This is a genomic window from Enterococcus sp. (assembly GCF_032555305.1).
Lineage (GTDB): Bacteria > Bacillota > Bacilli > Lactobacillales > Enterococcaceae > Enterococcus_A.
Genome location: NZ_JAWGOQ010000034.1, coordinates 20836 through 40041, shown reverse-complemented (window position 1 = coordinate 40041; position 19206 = coordinate 20836). Strand labels below are relative to the sequence as shown.

At 40.4% G+C, this 19206-nt stretch carries 23 protein-coding genes and 1 pseudogene; 9 read left to right on the top strand and 15 right to left on the bottom strand.

The genetic code is table 11. The features are described 5' to 3' along the window. Positions 1–165: 165 nt before the first annotated feature. From E6139_RS19505 to E6139_RS19470, 8 genes are all read right to left on the bottom strand, one after another. Positions 166–873 (bottom strand): winged helix-turn-helix domain-containing protein, encoded by a 708-nt coding sequence (locus E6139_RS19505; RefSeq protein ID WP_316405207.1) that lies wholly within the window; start codon positions 871–873, stop codon positions 166–168. Beyond that, entirely contained in the window at positions 848–1645 is a 798-nt protein-coding gene (locus E6139_RS19500) for a winged helix-turn-helix domain-containing protein (RefSeq protein WP_316405206.1), read from the bottom strand. The genes E6139_RS19505 and E6139_RS19500 overlap by 26 nt, the downstream gene beginning before the upstream one ends. A 60-nt stretch (positions 1646–1705) precedes the next feature. Further along, on the bottom strand, positions 1706–1921 hold the full coding sequence (locus tag E6139_RS19495) for a hypothetical protein (protein ID WP_316405205.1): 216 nt from the start codon (positions 1919–1921) through the stop codon (positions 1706–1708). Between the two features lie 161 nt (positions 1922–2082). Then, positions 2083–4482 (bottom strand): WxL domain-containing protein, encoded by a 2400-nt coding sequence (locus E6139_RS19490; protein WP_316405204.1) that lies wholly within the window; start codon positions 4480–4482, stop codon positions 2083–2085. Continuing rightward, complete coding sequence (locus tag E6139_RS19485) at positions 4475–4873, bottom strand: LPXTG cell wall anchor domain-containing protein (protein WP_316405203.1); 399 nt, start codon at positions 4871–4873, stop codon at positions 4475–4477. The genes E6139_RS19490 and E6139_RS19485 overlap by 8 nt, the downstream gene beginning before the upstream one ends. A 52-nt stretch (positions 4874–4925) precedes the next feature. Continuing rightward, positions 4926–5996, bottom strand: coding sequence for a DUF916 and DUF3324 domain-containing protein (locus tag E6139_RS19480; protein ID WP_316405202.1), 1071 nt, complete (start codon positions 5994–5996; stop codon positions 4926–4928). 67 nt (positions 5997–6063) lie between these two features. Then, positions 6064–6843: a WxL domain-containing protein gene (locus E6139_RS19475; RefSeq protein ID WP_316405201.1), complete on the bottom strand. Its 780-nt coding sequence runs from the start codon at positions 6841–6843 to the stop codon at positions 6064–6066. 382 nt (positions 6844–7225) lie between these two features. Further along, positions 7226–8341 carry a tyrosine-type recombinase/integrase gene (locus E6139_RS19470; RefSeq protein ID WP_316405200.1) on the bottom strand — a complete coding sequence of 372 codons (1116 nt, stop codon included), beginning with the start codon at positions 8339–8341 and terminating at the stop codon, positions 7226–7228. Between the two features lie 547 nt (positions 8342–8888). Between E6139_RS19470 and E6139_RS19465 the strand changes: the two genes are divergently transcribed. The 8 genes from E6139_RS19465 to E6139_RS19430 all read left to right on the top strand — a co-directional run bounded on the left by E6139_RS19465 (position 8889) and on the right by E6139_RS19430 (position 13217). Beyond that, positions 8889–9614, top strand: a complete 726-nt coding sequence (locus E6139_RS19465) for a hypothetical protein (protein ID WP_316405199.1) — start codon at positions 8889–8891, stop codon at positions 9612–9614. A gap of 288 nt (positions 9615–9902) precedes the next feature. Next, entirely contained in the window at positions 9903–10106 is a 204-nt protein-coding gene (locus E6139_RS19460; protein WP_316405198.1) for a hypothetical protein, read from the top strand. An 18-nt stretch (positions 10107–10124) separates the two neighbouring features. After that, entirely contained in the window at positions 10125–10337 is a 213-nt protein-coding gene (locus E6139_RS19455; protein ID WP_316405197.1) for a DUF2922 family protein, read from the top strand. Between the two features lie 77 nt (positions 10338–10414). Continuing rightward, positions 10415–10813, top strand: a complete 399-nt coding sequence (locus tag E6139_RS19450; protein WP_316405225.1) for a hypothetical protein — start codon at positions 10415–10417, stop codon at positions 10811–10813. Between the two features lie 59 nt (positions 10814–10872). Then, positions 10873–11511, top strand: coding sequence for a hypothetical protein (locus tag E6139_RS19445; RefSeq protein WP_316405196.1), 639 nt, complete (start codon positions 10873–10875; stop codon positions 11509–11511). A gap of 123 nt (positions 11512–11634) precedes the next feature. Continuing rightward, positions 11635–11985 carry a phage holin family protein gene (locus E6139_RS19440; protein WP_316405195.1) on the top strand — a complete coding sequence of 117 codons (351 nt, stop codon included), beginning with the start codon at positions 11635–11637 and terminating at the stop codon, positions 11983–11985. Between the two features lie 237 nt (positions 11986–12222). After that, on the top strand, positions 12223–12765 hold the full coding sequence (locus E6139_RS19435; RefSeq protein ID WP_316405194.1) for an N-acetyltransferase: 543 nt from the start codon (positions 12223–12225) through the stop codon (positions 12763–12765). 119 nt (positions 12766–12884) lie between these two features. Continuing rightward, on the top strand, positions 12885–13217 hold the full coding sequence (locus tag E6139_RS19430) for a hypothetical protein (RefSeq protein ID WP_316405193.1): 333 nt from the start codon (positions 12885–12887) through the stop codon (positions 13215–13217). A gap of 83 nt (positions 13218–13300) precedes the next feature. Here E6139_RS19430 and E6139_RS19425 read toward each other — a convergent pair whose 3' ends face one another. From E6139_RS19425 to E6139_RS19395, 7 genes are all read right to left on the bottom strand, one after another. Then, complete coding sequence (locus E6139_RS19425) at positions 13301–14233, bottom strand: nucleoside hydrolase (RefSeq protein ID WP_316405192.1); 933 nt, start codon at positions 14231–14233, stop codon at positions 13301–13303. Beyond that, positions 14230–15027, bottom strand: a complete 798-nt coding sequence (locus tag E6139_RS19420; protein WP_316405191.1) for an ABC transporter ATP-binding protein — start codon at positions 15025–15027, stop codon at positions 14230–14232. The genes E6139_RS19425 and E6139_RS19420 overlap by 4 nt, the downstream gene beginning before the upstream one ends. Continuing rightward, positions 15024–15863 (bottom strand): ABC transporter ATP-binding protein, encoded by an 840-nt coding sequence (locus E6139_RS19415; protein WP_316405190.1) that lies wholly within the window; start codon positions 15861–15863, stop codon positions 15024–15026. The genes E6139_RS19420 and E6139_RS19415 overlap by 4 nt, the downstream gene beginning before the upstream one ends. After that, positions 15860–16597 (bottom strand): energy-coupling factor transporter transmembrane component T, encoded by a 738-nt coding sequence (locus E6139_RS19410; RefSeq protein WP_316405189.1) that lies wholly within the window; start codon positions 16595–16597, stop codon positions 15860–15862. The genes E6139_RS19415 and E6139_RS19410 overlap by 4 nt, the downstream gene beginning before the upstream one ends. After that, positions 16590–17198, bottom strand: a complete 609-nt coding sequence (locus E6139_RS19405) for an ECF transporter S component (protein ID WP_316405188.1) — start codon at positions 17196–17198, stop codon at positions 16590–16592. The genes E6139_RS19410 and E6139_RS19405 overlap by 8 nt, the downstream gene beginning before the upstream one ends. A 113-nt stretch (positions 17199–17311) precedes the next feature. Next, positions 17312–18010 (bottom strand): Crp/Fnr family transcriptional regulator, encoded by a 699-nt coding sequence (locus tag E6139_RS19400; protein ID WP_316405187.1) that lies wholly within the window; start codon positions 18008–18010, stop codon positions 17312–17314. Positions 18011–18256: 246 nt separating this feature from the next. Further along, a complete protein-coding gene (locus E6139_RS19395) occupies positions 18257–18448 on the bottom strand; it encodes a hypothetical protein (protein WP_316405186.1) in 192 nt (63 codons plus the stop codon). A gap of 425 nt (positions 18449–18873) precedes the next feature. Here E6139_RS19395 and E6139_RS19390 point away from each other — a divergent pair. Next, positions 18874–19084 (top strand): annotated as a pseudogene (locus E6139_RS19390) (IS3 family transposase); the annotation flags it as partial. Between the last annotated feature and the right edge of the window lie 122 nt (positions 19085–19206).

Sequence of the window (19206 nt, the reverse complement as noted above, 5' to 3'; positions counted from 1 at the left end):
TGTAACGTTGGAAAAATATTTTTTAATGGCAAGCAGTTTACTCCCCCGTAAAGTTGATTGAATAGGTAATTTCAACGATGAAATGCATTTTTTACAGAAGAACATGAGCATCACAAAAACTTGAAAACATGAGTGCTATTTCTATTTTTCTCTATAGTTCACAGATTACATAATTCTTATTTCATTTGTATCCACATACACCTGCTCATAAACTAAATCATCCAAACGATACCCTTGTCCCCAACAGGTCTCGATGATCGGTCCTTTGACCTGTTGATCCGACAGCTTTTGCTTCAAATGCTTCACCATCACAGATAGCTGGGACATGCTGGAGTTGGTTTTGTCTTTATTCCACATGCGTAGGCACAGCTCTTCTCGTGAGATCGTTTGTTTTTGCTGCTGGTACAGAATACGGAAGAGCTTCAGTTCACCACTGCTCAAATTGAGACTGGACAATGATCGCTTGTCTTCTGTTTTCGGTAAGAAGATCAGCTTCCCTTCATTTCGGACGTTGTCACAGCTTAGTTTCTCCCTCAACACTTCAATAGATGGTCGACTTTCGATCCAATCACTGATACCCAGTTCTTCCCATTCGTGTAAATCGGCTTCTTTCAAAACTTCGTCGGATTTTCGAAAGATTGGGATCGAAAAGGTTTTTAGTGTTCTGACGAGTTCTTTGGCTTCCGCATTTGCGATCGTTTCGCTTAGAATAATCTGGTGGAAAATCCGAATAAACTCGTTATTGGCATTCTCCAGCAGACACAGATCGATCATCATTTTTGTGGTAAAGACTTCGTGTCCTAACTGATGCAAACGCTCTTCAAATGGTTGTTCATTCAATGGATTTTTAGTAAATAATAGGATCTGACTCATGTACATTCCTTCTCTCTAATTCCTTCTTAGGTACTGACACCTTCTGATGATTTCGAAACTCCCCTTTTAACAGGCAGTGATAGAAATAGCTATTCAATTGATAACCTTCCCCCCACATTGTCCTCACCGCGTCTTCAATTCCGTAGGCTTCCATCACTTTTTTCCTGATTCTGGTGATGGAGGAGGATAATTGACTCAATTTAGAATTTTGATTTTTTGATCGCCAACCTTGACAAAGCTCGTCTCTAGCCAAGGTCAAATCCTTCGCCGCGACTAACCGATGGATGATTTCTTTTTCAAGTCTCGTGAAGTGAACATCTGAAAAGTATAAGGGAAAAGCTTTTTTCCTAGCATCAGATAACGACTGATCGCCATAAAAGAGATTCCCATTGGGAAACTCGACTTGATGGACTAAGGTTTTGTGGCTCAGCTTCTCTCTCAATCGTTCCAAAGAAGCCTCCGCTAATACCCAGTCTGAAATATGCCAACTGTGCCATTCGACTACCGCCTCTTCAGCAGGTTCTTCCCCAACGATCCGCACTAAACAGTCTGAACGAAATTGTTCCCCAAACTCTCGTGCTTGATTATCAGAGATCGTTTCGCTCAAAAAGATCCATTGAAAGGACTTCAAGAACGGATCGATCTTCCCTGAAATCTCCCAGTTCTCCCAACTAGAGACAGACACCAACACTTCGTAGTTCAATTTCTGCAGCTGCTCCTGCAAGTAGCTCTCGACAGAAATATTCTTTGTTAAGATCACGATTCGATTCATTTTCCACCTCGTTTTTATCGATTAATATGTACAACCGCCCGAAAAATTGAGCGGCCTTGGTTACCCGTTTAATTGATTTTGGATCAGGATATAAAGACTGATGCTTAATCCAATCCAGATGATCGCTAAGAGAAACATTCCCCAATTCGCGATCAGATACGTCACTTTTTTCTGTTGTGTCTGCTCGCAAAAACTTAGGTCTTTGACTAAGAAAAAGATCGCCAGCACTAAAGCAAGCACGCCCATTCCCGCAGACAGCCAGACATAATTGTACATAGATACGCTCTCCTTGTTCGTAATAAGGAATTGATTTTTTGATAAAAATCAGTTTGTTTCTCACGCCGTATACCATCCAACTAAGACTCTGTACACGTTGATTTCCGATAAAATAAGTATTCATATCAAAAACAAACTGCGAAAAGTTGGACTGACATCTCCTATGGTGCAGTCGTCAATGTCCAATCCAGCTTTGCCTCGTACGACAAACCGGCTACTCCCGAATGACCCATTAGCTCTAACTCCACATCATTGAAAGCATACTCTAACTGAAAAACTCCTTGAGTATTCCCAAAAGCAATATAAGAAGTCGTGTTGTCAGATTGGATCCTAAGTGGTCCGGTATACGTCCCAGCTGACAGGCTTTCATTATGCTTATTGTAATTTTGTACTTCTTTTAGCACGCCATTATCCAAGCTAATCGCCGTTGTAGTAGGTAAAGTTTTCGCACCACTTGTGAATGGACTCATTTTCACCGCTAGGCTATAAGTCCCCGTACTTTCATTATCCATGAATCGAACATAAGGATTATAGCCAGACTGATAAGATGCTGCATCCAGCCCTTTGGTGTGCGCGTAAGGTTTGACTTCTACTTCTCCAAAACGAAAATCAGGGATGTTAATCAACCCCGCATTGCCTGTCGGTTTCAGATTTGGTTCATCTGGATCATCAATGCGGACAAAGTTCTCCGCCTTCAATGGATTTGCCATATTCCCATCAACTTCAATCTCAGCAGGTAACACTTGATTAACCGCTCCAGTAGCGATTGTACTAAAGGTAATATCCGCATAGTTATTCGGTCCTGCATTCGGAATATTAATCCCAGTCAAATTGAATCCACTCGTCCAATCACCCGGTGAAAGAGTAAAGTTTTGCGCAGAACCGCCAGCTGGTTTCACCGTAACTTGTACTGGATCAGATAAACCAGAAGCCCAATTGCTTGTCGCTTTGAGTTTTAAGTTATTCAAGGTCGATGTTCCCGTATTCGTTAATCGAGAACTCCAAGCGACATTTCCACCGCTCATTACAACCTGTGGCGTCGGATTCAGATCCAATGTCGCTGTCGTGTTTCTCGCTTGATAGTGATAACGAATTTCCTTACTGCCTTTGATATTATTCACCGCATACGCAGGCGCTGAATTTACTGTACCTGCTGCATCGGTCACATTTTCCCACCCAACAAAATCCCAGATTCCTCCATGAGTATCTGTAATCACTGCTGTGGCTGAACCTGTGAAATGATCGTTGTCATCAATAGTACTTGTTTTCGGATTCACCGAAAGGGGCACTAGTGTTGACCCATCCGCTTGATCCACCCATTTTTCAGTCATGGTATGTTGCTTCTTCTTATACACATATTGAATCGTCTTATTCGCATCAATTAGTACCGAAACGGGCGTTGATGACGGACGCATTGCACTCATCGGTTCAGAACCTAATTTCCAACCTTGATACTCCCAAATAACTCCACTAGAATCGGTTTTCGTAGCAGCAGGAGTTTGAGTAAAGGTATCGCCATCAGCAAATTGTTGCCCCATATTGTTCCATGAAGAATCGATGGTAGAAGAACTAGTATCAATATACTCTTCGTCAACTATTCGCAAAGCTCGTTTGTTGTAGACAATGTGCACTTCGTTTTGGCTGTCATTCAAAGTAGCATTGAAATTAATTGATGGTGGATGCGTTGTCACTATACTACTCTGGTTTCCCGCACCTTTGTACCAACCTTTGTAGGTATAAATAAAGCCTGAGTCAATATATGTCTTAGGTAAATTGGAATCATTATCCATTTGATAGCTTTGAGGCTGTTCAAATACATCAGTGTAGTTATTATTCGTATAACCAGATGGTGGAGGAATCAAAGCTTTCGCTTCATCTTCAAAAATTTCCTGAACTTGCGGACCAACAAGCCTTATTGGGAAATAATCGCCGTCTAATCCCCATGCGTTAAAGTTACCAAAACCGGATGAAATTGCTGTGCCTCTAAGACCATATTCACTCGTATCGTACCCTGATACATTTAGACTGTCGCCAAGCCCTATATTCCATGTGTTATCACCGTTACGAGAGGCTGATACAATTGTTGCTCCTATAGTACCAGAACTCCATGTAGCACTTTGTTCGTAATAGGTTGCTCTTCTAAACGATTTTGTAGGTGTGACACTCCCAATACTCGTGATTGTAGACAGTGGTGTAGTTATTTTTACGTCCCCTAAGCGCTCTGAATGTACGTAAGAACCTGAAGCAGTTCCGTTATATGCTGGTATTTGAATAGCAAAAACATTAGTCTTCCCACCAACTCTTGTAATTGTTATTGGAGAATCACCCACATTTTTATAATCAAATGGTGGTGAAGAATTCCTCATGAAGGTAACGCTCTTCGCTTCCATATCCAACTGTTTCGTAAATTCCTTCCCTTGTTTATTCAACATCTCTACATACACGGTAGTTGCTGGATAAGTAAAGCTAAATGCTCTACTAACTTGAGGTAATCCCACTAATCCGAATACAATCCCCATCATTGCTACTAAGGAAATTAGTACTTTTAGCATTCTATTCATGCGCCTTTCTCCCCTCTTTCTTAAGATAGAAGAAAACCAACATCAATAAGAACACACCTGCAAATGGCAAAGCCAAATGAACAAGTTCACCCGTACTTGGTAGTAATTTGTCATCTGAATAGTATCGTGTTGTTCCACCAGTCGTCCCTCCGCCATCACTATTACCTAACCACAGAAAACCGTCTTTCTTTTGATTAGTATCTGGTAATGAAGGCGAACTCTGAGTTGTGGCGCTTGGTATCGCACTGCTTGAGCTCGAAGAACTGGATGAACTTGAATCTGTCGTTGAACTACTTGTACTACTGGTAGATGTTGTTGAAGTTGTCGTGCTAGTGGCATCATAAAATTTAACCCCTACATGGTTTTGTGCATTGTAACTTGCGGCATACACCGTAGCGCCACTCGTTATTAAACAGAACACCCCAACAAGCACAAACCATATTCTATTCTTCTTCATGCAACTCCCTTCCTTTCTTTCGTTTGACAAGACGAATAACGAGCCAAGCAGTCACGACTGCGGTAAGTGTCCCCATCACATAGAAACAAGTTGTCCACCAGCTTGGAATAAAGATCCGAAAAGCCGTCTGCTTGTTCATCTTCTTCGCCGTCTCACGAGTGATCGTGAAATCTTGTTTGAAATCCCACGTTTTTGACTCGCCTTTGACTTTTCCAATAAAGGTGTAATCGCCTGCTGCGACTTCCTGCATTCCCCAATCAATTTGGAAAGGAAAGATAGAATTTGGCGCGATTTTGACGTTTTCCAGTTTATTGTCCGCCAACGCTTTTTTCTGACCTTTTCGAACGATCTTTCCTTCTGCTACTAACTTTTCCATCGCTTCTGGATGAGGATTTTGAATGCTGGCTTCCAAGACTTTACTGCCATAATCAATCTCTGGTTGAAGCTTTTGTAGTTTTAATTCTGTTTCCCCATAGATCGGTGCAAAATCCTGTTCCGTTAATACCAAACCAATCGCATAGCCGTAAGTATTTTTCACTGACATGCCCTTTGATTCTTCTTCGGTTTCATCAGACTTCAATGAAATACGAATGCCGCCTAAAAGAATTCCTTGAAACGGTTCGCTCGGTGTTTGGATATCAATCTCCGTTTTTCCTTCTGAATAAGCGTCAACTGATACTTCCTTAGCCTTTGGTTTTGCGACTTCCGCAATCGGCAGCTTCATACTTTCATCCGGTTTTTTATCTCGTTCATCATAGGTGATCAAACCATTACGATTGGTAGCCGCATTAATGACTTCTACTTTATAGGTTTGCTTCTCCGCAGAAGTATTCATAATCTTCACTTCGAGGGTCTGTTTTTGATCGGGTGTCATTAATAAATGGTAATAACCGATTCGATCATTGATCTGATTCTCAGGCAAAACCGCTTGTACCGTGAAGCCGGCACGTTTCTCATTTTCTGTAATCCCCTTTGATTCTTCGGTATCTTCCGCATAACTAGTAAGAGGAAAAAGAATCATCGCTACTAAACTTAAAATTGAGAGTAGTCGTTTCATGTTTGGCTCCTTTAGACACGAACAGGTTGAAGCTGCGATGCAACTTCAGCCTGCTACTTTTTACTATTTAGATAGAATCGGTTAATGTCCAGTCGATAGTTCCTTCATACTGTTCATCTGCTAAAACCTTATTCATCGGTACTGGTGGAACAACTAAGTTGATACTCGTAAACTCCCCTTGCCAGTAGCCTTCACCACGACCATCCGCTGCATTTAATGCTGTTTCACCAGAAGCACTCATTACTGTTGTACTTGTTGTGCTTAAAGTTACAGCCGATGTCACAGTATCCGGTGTATGAACAGTTGCACTTTGATTAGTTGGTGTAGCAATCCAACCAACCGGATTCATTTCGTTGATGCTTTGTGACATAGTAATCGTTGCACCATCTAATTTCTTAACCGCACTTACCTTTAAATCATCCGTTAATTTTGCTTCCAGTTTCCAACCTGATGCCCGTTTCCCACGAACATCGCCTACTAAGAAATGTTTCGTTGTCGGGTTTGTTAAGCCTGATCCGCCTGTATTGTTAGCTGGACTACCCTCCCAGTTTGAATCAATCGGGATTGTTGTATTTGTTGAAACAACAGTTGTTGGTACCGCTGTTTCTGCAAAGTTGAACTCTTTAGGTACGTAAATCAACCCGAAATCTGATGCCGGTGGATCCACTGGAGGCACAACTGGCGGAGTAATTGGAGGTGTAACCAATCCTCCTGATTTAAATTTTATTGACCCGTTCGACTGTCCCTTATAATCTGTCGCCGCATCTGCCGGTAATGCAGTCGTCACCAAGACACCGCCCAGAAATGCTGCACTCAACAATCCTGTAACTAATTTTTTCTTATTCATCTCTTTTCTCTCCTTAAAATAAATTAATTTTTGTATATCTAAAATGTACTTATGATACATTTAAGACTAAAAGAAACGGAACGATAACAACTTTTTTATGATGAAGCAAGAATTTCTTTCTATGTTTGATTAAAACAAAGATTCTGCTTAAAAATGCTGGTATATCAAGGGTTAGAATGAGTAGTTGACGGTAACTGACGGTTTTTGGAAAGTTTGTGAAAAGTTCCTGAGACGAAAAGATTCTCGATGATTCTTTTTTGAGGGTTTTTATTAAAGGATATAGATTCTCACTTAACAATTCTATGGTAAGCGCTTTCTTATCAAAGACAAAACAAGAGGTATTATGGAGAGAGATAAAGCTTTTTTTGAAAGCGGTTGATTTTCATGCAGCTTTTTTAGTCGTTCGCTCCATCTGGACGATTACTTGGATGCGTTGCTCCAGCATCGAGTCTGCATAGGTGTCCAGTGTAAGCTTGGTAGAGGCATGACCCAATAGAGCACTGACAGAAAGAATATCTCCTTGGGCTTCAAGACACCGTGTCGCAAAGGTATGGCGCAACTGATGAAAGTGGATGTTCTCTAGCCCACATTTTTCCCGAATACGATGAAAATGATAGGTCAATAACCGCGGTTCCATTGGCTGATTCTTAGCGGAAAAGACAAAGCTACCGTTCGATTTACGTTTTAGTTTTAAGAGTTCCTTTCGCAGTTTTTTTCCGATTGGAATGGTACGGATGCCGGAATCGGTTTTGGGTGATCCGAGAATTAATTGTGTCTTTTGCTTTTTCATTTCTAACGCCACGCGTTGATAGGTGTGGGATACTGTGATTAGGTTCTGTTCAAAGTCAATATCTGACCATCTTAAAGCGGCAATTTCGCCAATTCGTAGACCGGTATACAAGGCTAAGTAAGTCGGCAATCCTCTATCTTTCTTTTCATTCAAAGCGATTTCTTCCAGTTTTTGTTGTTCTTTTTTTGTTAAGGCATGAATCTTTTTTGTCCTTCCCTTTGGTAGTTTGATCGCTGAAAAGGGATTTTCTTTGAGTTTGTTTTTTCCTTTTGCATAGTTTAAGCATTTGTTTGTGATTCGTAAAATTACATGCATTGTGGAAGCCTGTAAGCCTTTCTTATGCCATTCCATGACTAATTCCCCCCCTGTTTCTGAGGTCAGCTCATTCAAGTAATGGGTTCCAATAAATGGAAAGACATATTTAGTTAGTTTGTATTGATAGGAGCTATAGGTAGAAGGTTTTAGTTCCTGTTGGATTTCTTGTAGCCAACATTTTCCCCATTCTTCAAATGGAATACAGGCATCTCCGTAGACTTCTTGTTGCGTGAGATAGTGTACTTTTAATGAATACAATTTTATTCGAACCTCTTGAAAAGTCTTTCCATAGATGTAGCCATATTTGATTTTTCCATTAGACTTATAGCCCTTTTTATAGCGCCCCTCCCATCGTCCATCTTTTCGTTTGTAAATGTTTTCGCCTTTGCGCATCGTTATTTTCCTCCTGACGGCTTAACTGACGGCAAATAAATCACCGTTTCAAGCATATTCTCTTTTTTATAATTTCTTTTTAAGTTCTTGTTTTGTTACAGGATTGTTATAAATATCTTTTTTTAATAATTCGAAATTATATATTGATTATTCTTTTTTAGTATTCTATAATTAAGTCAAATCAATTTACTTTTTTCATGAGACAATTGTTTTTTATAAAGAATTTCATTCCTAGTTTTAATCAAACCATGTAATAATCTATCTGGATATAACAATTATAGCAACCTGAAAAATATACAAATAAACACAGGCATCCCTCGAATCTATTGAGCGGATGCCTTTTCTAGTTAAGAAAAAAATATTTTTATTTATTAAAAATAAGAAAGAATGCAAATTTTTCTGTTTTTGCTTATTTACCCCTCCTTTTCGTTTTTCTTTTTCCTTAATTTCAATTCAAAATTCTCGAAATTCACTGTTGATGAAATGCCTTATAGTGTGATTAGAAACAAAAGTAAGCGCTTCACAAAAATCATAAGGGGGAGTTCACATGAGTAACATTCGTTTTGAAGAACTGTTGGATAACCGAACGCGAACACGGGCTTGGGAGGATTTTCTTGCTGTCGCGGAGACGTTTGATCCATTGATGGTGGAGGAGATTTCTTGCATTATTCCAATTCCTGATCAGCTTGGCGTGCTGATCATTGCGGAGAATGAGGTGTTCATCAATCGTCACACAGCCGCGGTTACGTTGCAACAATTTGCCTTGGCTCACAACTTTCCTGATTACAGCACACTTTGCTCTGTCCTAAAGGATACTGGTTACTTCGGCAAGTACAAGATTCCTTGGGTATGTCCGTACTTTTCCCTCTGCCCTTTGGAGGGCGGAACAAACGGTGTCTGGGTTAATCCGCTGAAAATCGAAAATATCTATACTGTTGATGGATTGCATTATATCCAGCTGTTGAACGGCGTGAAGCTGATCAGTCCGGTCAAACGGTACCCTGCGCTATTACGGGGAGAGATTGCTTGCGGGATCTTAGCAGCGATTCGTCAGGAGAATTTTCATTTTACGCTATTGGGAAACCGCCCCATCGACTATCTGACGCTGCCAAATACGGATTTTGCCCGTAGTCTTGCCAAACGTCCGTTACTGGAACGATTCGTGACACGAAAAGGTGAACTTCACCGCCGGTATCAGCAGGCGCGTTTTCTCCATTATTACGATCAGTTAGAGGGGAACCCTCACACGCTTCACTGGGAAAATTGGCAATAGCTGCCTGCTCTTTGTCTGGATGACGATCATCCAGACATTTTTCTTGTCCTCAATTAGAGAAAGAATGCCAAAATTCTTAACAATACCCTTTCTCACTGCTTGCTGTCAACCGTGAATGCTCACCAAAAAGCTCCAATTTCGAGTGCCTCAAACGTGCCTTCAACGTTTTCAAGCCCAAAACGTTCGAAATTGAAGATTTTGATCGAAATTGCGGTTCGTGTGGCGTTTAGAAATCTTGTATCTTTTAGTCACCGGCCGGAACAAAAATATCAAACAGGAGGAATTACAATGATTCAACACATCGGAAACAAACTACAAGTAGAGATCGACGCAGGCGGAGAAAAAATCGAGAAGATCACCTTCCCAAATGTGATCGAAGAGCCAAGCGAGGAAGAAGTCCTTGAACTAGGCGAGATCATGAAAGGCTTAGCCGTTGAAGGCAGTGAGTTGTACGGCGTGGTTTTGACCAGCCAATCACGCTATACCAAATAACGAAGGGAGAGAAACTAAATGATAAAAATCGTCGCAACCTTTAAAAACAGCTTTGGCAAAAATCACACTTGGAGCTTTAAAGATCCAAATACGCTGAAAACCGACACTGAAATTAAAGGTCTGCTAGAACAAATGACCGACGTGAAGCTTTGTCAGAAAGACGGTGCCGAGATGTTCCACACCGTTGAGACCGCCAAGTACGTCGAAACAACTGAACGAATTATTTTCTAAAGCAACAAATCAACGATTGAGGAATGGCGGTAGCGCTGCCGCCTTCCTCTACTAAAAAGAGAGGATGAGAACCTATGATGCAGATTCAACCCCTGTCGTTCCGGCAGCTATTCAATTTAAAACCGAAAACACTGGAAACCCGTATCACGAATTTTTATCAAGCCACACAAAACAGCAGTGTCACGATCCAATATATTTTGACCCTCAAGGTCCGCAACCAGCTGGGGGCGACGGAGTTTGATCACTTTCTAAAGGATCTCGTCCGTGAACTGTTTATGAATACCAAAGCGACCCGCACCATGAAGCGCTTCTTTCATTATTTTGAAGACTACTTTATGGCACCTGAGTGGCAGACGTTGAGTTCGAAAATTGTTCCGCAAAGCGTCACACCACAAAGAACCTTCGGTGAAAAAGTCGTGTCAAAAGTCCGTTCCCTATTTTCACTTGCCCATCCCGAAGAAACCAACGAACCTTGAAAGAATTAGGATTCAATAATTGACCTACGCAAAAATACTAAGAGAAAGGACATAGAACAATGACCGAGGATTTAATCGTAACCTTTGGCAAAGGCGATGGCGGGACTCATGACTGGAAATATAAAGGGCTCGACCCTGACCTGCCGGTACCAAAGATCAAAGAAGCTTGCGAACTACTAACAAAATTAGATATTTGTACAGAAAAAGGCGTAAACCTATTTGATTCTATCGTGACCGCAAAGGTTGTAACGACCATCGATACCTTGATATTTGATCCAGAACATGAAACAAAGGGACTTACTTATTATGGCAAACCCGATCAAGAATCAACCTGTGAAGAAGTGCGTTGTTTTGAAGTCGCGGATGAACCGAAAAAAGCGGAACAGAAAATTTTTTCAGCTCCGATCGTCCCTTTAAGAGAGATTCCGAAACAAACCGCCCTAACCGCGACACCAGGTGGCCCCTACTCTCAACAATTAACTACTATCGTCACGTCGCCGATAAAAGTGGCAAAAGAGTCACTTCCTAAACCAAAAAGGACTATCAGCGAGCAAGACGAATCAACACAAAATTCTGAAGCATTAACAAATTTTGAACCAGTAAACCAAAGCAAAAAAGAACACAATGGACTACTTCGCTGGATTCACAGACTAAGGAATCGAAACAAAGAAGACCCCCTAGACACCCCGCGGGAATAACCTTTTTCGCGATTAAATCCGATCCTTGAAAACCGAATACTGCGTAGGGAACATGCTTCAATTCCGCCTGCGAATTGCTCGCAGGTGGTGATTAATTAAAATTAGAAAGCGGGGAATGCTTAAATGAATCTTTTTACCTACTTACTCGGCGGAAGTCTCCCATTGATGGGTGTTTTTCTAACGATGGTCGGCTTAGACTTAACGACCGGCTACATCAAAGCGCTGAAAAGCCACACGTGGGTCTCTTCTATTAATCTCTTTGGGTTATTTACCAAATTTATCACCTTTTCTACCATCATCTGCGCCGCTGCATTAGACAAGGTCGCGCCGATCGTAGGCATCACCTTACCGATTAATGTAGCCTTGATCTGGACGGTGCTCCTGATCGTGTATGAGATTGGCTCCATTTTAGAAAACGCCCATGAGTTTGGGTTAAACATCACTTGGCTCCAGAAATGGTTGCGGCTCTTTTAACGGGATGTCGGGAAGTATCCTGAGAAGGATGATCAGGAGAATAATGTTCGGTAGAAATCATAAGTTATTCAATGGAAATCCGTCTACAGGAGACTTATCTCTTCTTGTTGTAGCAAGCGTTTTCTCCTATAATGAAAGTATCAAAACAAAGGAGGCTTTTGTTTGACTAACTTGTGTTTATTATCGGTGATTTGCTCTTAATTCAGATGAAAAATTCATTCTAAGGAGAGCAAAACAATGAAACTTACAATTCGAGAAACAGCCAAAGAAGACAACGAAACGATCTATCAGGTGGAACAACAGGCTTTTGGCGAAGTAGAAGAAGCAGACTTAACAGAGAAGCTGCTGGCAGATCCGACTGCTCAACCGCTTCTATCCTTGCTGGCATTTGCGGAGGATAAAGCCGTTGGACACATTCTGTTTACGAAGGCGACCATCACGGATCAAGAGCAGCTTTCTGTGATGATCCTTGGTCCATTAGCCGTTATTCCTGACTATCAAAAGAAAGGAATCGGCGGATTTTTGATCAGAGAGGGTTTACGGCTTTTAAAAATGAAACAGGTCGATCTGGTCTTTGTCTTGGGCCATATCGACTATTATCCGAAGCATGGCTTCAAGCCTGCGCTGCCACTCGGTTATCAAGCACCTTATCCCGTGGAAAAGGGCAAAGAGGATGCTTGGATGGTCCAAGCGTTGCACCCTGATTTCCCGATTACAGATTATTCTGGAACTGTGCGTTGTTCCGATAAATTTATGCGCCCAGAATATTGGCGAGAATAGGACTTTATCCAGCAAACCCTTGTACCAAAATTGCAGTATAAGGGTTTTTCTTTGCAGATTTAGCTGAATTTGATTATAACTAAAGAAAATAAGTCGTCGCTAGAAAAGGAGTCAAAACCATGTACTCATTAGTTCCCGAAAATATGTATGAAGTCGAACAAAAGCTAAACTACTTTAAAGAAAAAGGCGAAAGCATCACAGAAGAAGAAGTCATTCGCCAAGCTGTACTAGATAACAGCCAGCAAATTCTAGATGGCGATCTGGAAGGTCCCTATTGGAAAGTAAAATGGCAGCCCGAAGATAAGACCCTTGCTATTTTTGACATCATGAACAAAGAGGTCGGCACGGTTGATAGCCTATCAGGCTCCTTTATTGATGATTTCCGCAATAGCGCGCCGAATGTGATCCGTCAGCTGGCGGAAGAGATACAAAAGATTGTGAATGAGAATTAGATCTTAGAATAAACGGAAAAAGAGTTCATGTCTTTTCAAAAAGATCATGGACTCTTTCTCTATATGCTAACTTATTCAGTGGACTATATTTTTTCGTCTAGGTAGGTTAAAGAAGCTATCAGCAACTCTACAAATTTTTGACGATCAACTTCTTCCAAAACCAATGTATTTTTTGGTTCGGCAGCTATCTTTCGAAAATCACCGTAAGTCAATCCTCTAGCTAAAGAATAGTCTGTGATCACGTGAATGTTCGCCAGTTTCCCTTTAAAAATATCTGGTTCCAGCAGATAAGCGACAGCACACAAATCATGGATCGGCGAATTGATAAACCCAAACTGCTGACCCGATTTATTGTAAAAGGAGAGTAAGTCATACGCTAGCTGGCTCACTTTTCCTTTTCCTTGAAGACTGTTGATTTCAGCCACAGTTATTTCTGCCTTTTCCGTGACGTCTAGGCCAGCCATAATGATCGGGAGTCCTGATTGGAAAACGATCTCCGCTGCTTCAGGGTCAACATAAATATTAAATTCTGCCAATGCTGTTTGGTTCCCGTGATCAATGCCGCCACCCATTAATGTGATACATTCGATCTTCTCTTTCACTTCTGGATGATTTTTAATAAGCAGCGCTAGATTTGTTAATGGACCTAACGCAACCAGTGTGATATTTTCCTTCGACTCGATCATTTTTTTATATAAAAAATCTACGCCGTTCATATTACTTAGTGGGTAATCACTCCCATCAAAGTAGGGACCATCCATCCCACTATCTCCATGAGCTTCAGGAGCTGTTTTCAACGGTTTGACCAAAGGCCCACTTTGCCCGGCAGCTAAAGGAATGTCAGCCTGCAAAAAACTCAAAATATTTTTTGCATTTTTAGTTACCTTAGCTAGGGTTTGATTTCCTCCAATTGTCGTTACCCCCAACAAATTCAGCTTTTGTTTATTCGCAAGTGCTACAATAATCGCCAAAGCATCATCATGCCCTGGATCACAATCAATCAAAATGTTCCTCATACCAAAACCTTCTCCCCCAACTCATCCATCGTCATGATATTTTGGATTCCTAGTGATTTTGCCACTTGGCAAATATACGGTTGTTTTAATGCGCTGAATTTCAGCAGCTCTTCATCCCAAAATATTTCTTTCGGAGTTCCTTCTTTACGCAATTGCTTGTCCGCAAAAACAAGCACTCGTTGAAATTCTTTGACTACAAACTCCATGTCATGAGTGATGGTAATCACTGCTTTATTTTGATCGGTCAAATAGCTGATGATCTTTCCTAATAGATCAGTGGACTCTCTATCTTGACCAGCAGTCGGCTCATCTAAGATCACAACTTCTGGATCCATCGCAATAATGGCTGCAATCGTAATAAATTTGCGTTTCGAATAAGGCAGATTATATGGATGCTCTTTCAAAACCTCCTTCAACCCGCATATTTCAGCGGCGGCAGTGACTTTTTCATTCAAGACCGCTTTTTCCAGCTTTTGACTTTTGGGACCAAAGGCGATCTCTTTTTCGATGGTGTCTTGAAAAATCTGATCATCCGGATTTTGAAAAACATAGCCGACACGTTTTGACATTTGCGCGGTAGTTAGCGAGCTCGTTGCCTTGCCTTCAATCAGAACTTCTCCTTTTGTTGGTCGTAACAAGCCATTCATCAATTTTACCGTAGTCGTTTTTCCTGCACCGTTTTGTCCGATGATTGCGACAGCTTCGCCTAATTGAAATTTCAATGAAACATTTTGTGTGGCTTCAAATCCATTCGGATAACTAAAGCTCACATTCTTCAGTGTCAAAAAGCTCACGTTGCTTCAGCTCCCTTCAATTTTTTGATTGCCTGAGACATCGTGATCGGGATCGCACCCTTTTCGTGTAAATGAGTGATAAAAAATTCCGAAACCTGTGGTAACGAACCGCCATGCGCTAAGATTCTAGGATCACTTAATACTTTATGTGCTGGACCGAACTCCACGATTTGACCTTTTTCCATTAGAATAATCTCATCGCAAAATTCAGCTAACAAATCAACCTTATGCTCCACCACAATAATCGTTTTACCGCGTTTTTTTAACATAGAGATGATCTTAAATACTTCCTCGGTACTTTGCGGGTCTAATTGTGAGGTGGGCTCATCCAAAATAATGACTTCTGGATCAAGAGCCACAATCGAGGCCAAGGCCACTCGTTGTTTTTGCCCGCCAGAAAGTTCGTAGGGATTCTTCGCTTTTAGTTCTTCTAAATGGAACAATTCAATCAATTTAGGAATGGTTTCATTCATTCGTTCGAGAGGGATGCCGATATTTTCCATCCCATAGGCGATCTCCTCTTCAACAGTGTCCTTAACACCTGATATCTGTGTAAATGGATTCTGAGAGGAATACCCGATTTCAGCAGCAAATGCACCAATGTTATAGCTTGCTACGGATTTTCCTTTATAGAAAACATCCCCTGTTAGGTCTCCTAAAAACATTTCTGGGATAAAGCCGCGAATAATGTTGCATAGGGTCGTCTTTCCAGATTGATTGTTTCCAATCATTCCGTAAACCTTTCCTTTTTCTATGGTTACACTAACACCATCAATCGCTAGTTCCGCTTCTAGAGGATACCTGTAGGAAACATTTTTTAATTCAATTAAGCTCATAACGGACCTCCTATGAAGTAAGCAACTAGAATCGCGAGACATAATAGCACTACAACGTAATCGAACATCGTCTTTTTAATTGAGTAAAAAGCTGTTTTTCTAACTGGTGATGAAAAACCGCGGGCTTCAAGGGTCAGTACACGTTCATCGGTTTGTTGAATAGACGTAAGTACTAACGGACCCATCATAGGAATAAATGCTTTCATCCGGGTAATCACGGAGCCTTCTGTTTCTATTCCTCTTGCTCGTTGTGCATCTGTAATCGTTTGAGACAGCTTCGTCATTTGCGGAACCAATTGAATGGTAGAAGCAATGACAAACGTTGCTTTTTTAGGAATTCTAGCTTTCTCTAAAGATGAAATAATGTCTTTTACACTCGTTACCTGAAAGAACCAGATAATGATCGAACTGATCGCTACTATTCGTGAAGAGAGTCCAATACTCGTATCCATACCCATCTGAGAATAGCCGATGAACCACCAAATTTTTTGACTATCTTCATTTTGCACAATAAAGACTTGTACTAAAAAAATGAATAAAACAATAATGAAGATTGATTTGAAGAATGTCTTCAAGAAATTGGCGAAGGTGCCAGAAAATAGACTTAGTAATAATGCCAAACCAAATAAAAAATACTGAACTGTTGGAATCGTTGAGAACATACTGATGATAATGACAGTCAAAACAATCATTAATTTCGTTGACGGATACCATCTGCCAATCATGCTATGCATATTTCAACGCCTCCTTTTTGATATATGGCGCACCATAATTCAGCTTGATCAAAAAGCGTGGTGGAATCTTCTTCACGACTAAGAAGCTAATCGCAAAATTCAAAATGGTATTGATTGATCCAGTGATGATATTTGTTGAAAACACAGAATCCCATAACTGGCGGCCTGCTGCAAGAAAAGCTGCCGTTACCAAATCTGTCCCTGCTCCTGTGATCCCTCCAAACATGAAGACCGTAACGATCGCTGCCGATCCAGCAGAAATAACTGTTAGCGCAGCACAAGCAATCAAGGTCTCAAAAATATTTTTAAAGAACTTAAACCTAGAAAAATAGCCCGCGAATAATCCGATACTCATGGAAACAAGTCCATAAGGAATAGCAACAGGATTCAGCATCCCATTTACGACATTTCCTAATAATCCGGTCGTGAGTCCTACCCAAGGTCCCGCAACTAGAGCGACTAGATAGGTCCCGATTTGATCAATAAACACTGGTAATTTCAAAATAGTACAGAGCTGATAACCCACAACATTCAAAGAGACACCTACTGGAATCAACATTAATGCCTGTAAACCAAAATCATATCTTATTCCTCGTTTCATGGATTCTCCTTCTTTCAATTTATTTGTAACCGATTACTTACTTGCTCTTAGTATATTTAAAAATAATAAACCACGAAAGGTCATATGTCCCTTCATGGTCATTATCCTATCATTCAAATAGACGATAGCTTCTGTTTCAAGCGCTGCTGTTCGGCAGGTCCGATATATATTTTGCGATTTTTACTTATGAGCTCTTGATTATCTCTCAACGTTTTTAACGAACGCCCCACCGTACGTAGGCTTGTTCCTAACTTATTCGCTATTTTCTCTCTGCTTTCTTTTACCTCAACGACACTAGTATCATCGACCTTTTGTTCTTCATAGTAAGCCATCATAAAATAGCGAAGCCGATCAACCCCTTCAAGATGGTAAAACAACCCATCATTGCCAGAACGGTAGTAAAGATCATCGGCCAAAAGACGGGCACTTAATCTCAGCAGCTCCAAATCCTGCATGATCCATTCATAAACAATTTCTGAAGGAACACGAACAGCTTCAACTTCGCTTACACAAATGACCGTCGCAATAATTTCTTCTTTTTGAGCCAAGACCTCTAACAAGCCTACGCTCCCATTGCTTTCATCCAAGCGGAAATAATCATATTCATTCCCGTTTTCGTAGTCACGTGTGCCCATCGCCAGCCCATTAAGAATAAAATAGATATATTTTGGAAAGTCTCCCCTGATCACAATCGCATCGTTACTTTCAAACCGAACAACTGGATAGTCTCCGTTTATCTTCTCACTGATCTTGCTGTAATTAAAGATTCTTTCGTAACCATAATGATCCCACTTTTCTTTCAATCGATTCATTTTAGAGCTAGTCACCTCCAGCCGGTTCCTTTTGAAAAACGTCGTGTCATTCTTCCACATACTATTATAAATTATGCATCTCAGAAGCACAGCATCTTTTTTACGGCTATCTAGAAACCAAATGTAATCCGCCAGCTAGCAGAAGAGATACAAACTAATTAACCCTATAAGAAAATCCCTGTCTGAATAGGAGTCATGACAGGGATTTGGTTTGACCATTATTTATTTAAAAATAGCTATTTCTTCTTATTCTGATTCTTCTTGCATCAAGTAAGAACTGTCTAATGAATCTAGCTTTACGAGATAACGTTGAGCATTACTTTTTGAGACCAGTACAAACGTCCGACTATAAATGTTCAATATATCCCCTTCGACATATTCTCCATCAACGCTAAAAGTTTTGACTCTCATTCCAACACATAAATTCATATACTCCATCAACCTTTTCCACCTATAATTTTTATTGTGTCCCCTCCACTTCGCTACTTTATTTTCCAAAAGTAACAAAGCTTCTATGGTAATTATCGGCTAACAGGACGTGTTAAAAATGACAATTTCATTTGTTAATAATCGTTTTCCGGTCACATTTTAAGTGTTAAATACTTAAAAATTAAAATACCTTTTGTTTTTTTATTTAATCTATTGAATATTTAAGTGGTTGTTGAAGAAGCTGATTAGATAAATTACGCAGTCTATCTATGTAATCAAATTGCTACTAATTGCATCCAGTTATGAAATTCTCGTTCTTCTATTTTTTATATAATCTCAATTTAATCAATAGAATCTTTGTTATTTCCATACAATGGAGCAACATGACAAGGCGCATTCAATCCATAAAAATAATTGGCATCTTGATTGGTTAAAAAGGAAATTGTTTAGATAATTCAATCATGGAGAACTTCTTCAGTCTTCTGAAACAAGAAATCTTTCATGGGGGAAACCTATCACAGTTTTGATGAACTAAAAACAGCGATCGATGACTATATCTATTACTACAACAATCACCGGATGAAACAGAAATTGAACTGGAAAAGTCTTGTTCAATTTCGAAAAGCTGCACAGAAAGCGGCATAATTACCATCTTAACAAACAAAAAACGGAGTAGATTTCTCTATTCCGAAATAAGTCTAACTTTTTGGGGGCACTTCATAATAAGAGATTTTTAGTGGTTTTCTAGCTGTTCGTATATCCAAGAG